Below are 1,418 nucleotides of genomic sequence, written 5' to 3'. Positions count from 1 at the left end.
GGCCCCACCCCCACCGTGCCACCCGGCTCCGCCTCCGAGATCGTGGGCACACAGTCCGGCCGGTGCGTCGACGTCCCCAACGCCTCGACCACCAACGGCACCCGGGTCCAGCTCTACAACTGCAACAAGCAGACCAACCAGGCATGGACCTACACCTCGAACAAACAACTCCAGGTGTACGGCAACATGTGCCTCGACGCGGCGGGCACCGGCAACGGCGCGGCGGTGCAGATCTACAGCTGCCACAGCCAGACCAACCAGCAGTGGAACCTCAACTCCAACGGCACCATCAGCGGCGTGCAGTCCGGACGATGCCTGGACGTCTGGAGCACCGCCAACGGCGCCCAGATCCAGCTCTACGACTGCAACGGGCAGAGCAACCAGCAGTTCCGGCTGGCCTCCCTCGGCGGCGGCACCCAGACGCCCACGCCCACGCCGACCACGCCGCCGCCGACCGGCGGCACGTGTGACCTTCCCTCGTCGTACCGCTGGTCGTCGACCGGTGCGCTGGCGCAGCCGAGGTCCGGGTGGGTGTCGCTGAAGGACTTCACCGTCGCGCCGTACAACGGTCAGCAGCTCGTCTACGCCACCACCCACGACACCGGCACCACGTGGGGCTCGATGAACTTCGGCCTCTTCAGCAACTACTCCCAGATGGGCTCGGCCAGCCAGAACGCGATGAACAACGCGACCGTCGCGCCGTCGCTGTTCTACTTCGCGCCCCGCAACATCTGGGTGCTCGCCTACCAGTGGGGCGGCACGGCCTTCTCGTACCGGACCTCCAGCGACCCGACCAACCCGAACGGGTGGTCGTCGGCGCAGACATTGTTCACCGGCAGCATCTCCAACTCGAACACCGGTCCGATCGACCAGGCTGTCATCGGCGACGACCAGAACATGTACCTGTTCTTCGCCGGTGACAACGGCCGGATCTACCGGGCCAGCATGCCGATCGGCAACTTCCCGGGCAGCTTCGGCTCCAACTACACGACCATCATGACCGACTCGACGAACAACCTGTTCGAGGCCGTCCAGGTCTACAAGCTCCAGGGCCTGAACAAGTACCTCATGATCGTCGAGGCCATCGGCTCGAACGGGCGCTACTTCCGCTCGTTCACCGCCAGCAGCCTGGGCGGCACGTGGACGCCGCAGGCCACCAGTGAGAGCAACCCGTTCGCGGGCAAGGCCAACAGCGGTGCCACCTGGACCAACGACATCAGCCACGGCGAGCTGCTGCGCACCAACGCCGACCAGACCATGACCGTCGACGCGTGCAACCTGCAACTGCTCTACCAGGGCCGTTCCCCCAGCTCCGGCGGCGACTACGGCCTGCTGCCGTACCGCCCGGGTCTGCTGACCCTGCAACGCTGACCAACGGAAAAACGCCGAGGGCGGGCGGGCTCGGCACACGACGAGCC

The 1,418-nt window shown here is 66.6% G+C and carries 1 protein-coding gene; it reads left to right on the top strand.

Annotation, left to right across the window (positions count from 1 at the left end; translation table 11 throughout):
- Positions 1-1,371: non-reducing end alpha-L-arabinofuranosidase family hydrolase (locus DLJ58_RS28445; RefSeq protein ID WP_208741380.1), on the top strand; the 1,371-nt coding region annotated here is incomplete at its 5' end.
- Positions 1,372-1,418: the final 47 nt, after the last annotated feature.

This window comes from Micromonospora arida, from assembly GCF_003857035.1.
Classification (GTDB): Bacteria; Actinomycetota; Actinomycetes; order Mycobacteriales; family Micromonosporaceae; genus Micromonospora; species Micromonospora arida.
The sequence above is the reverse complement of the archived record's forward strand: the minus strand, read 5'-3'. Positions and strand labels throughout refer to the sequence as shown.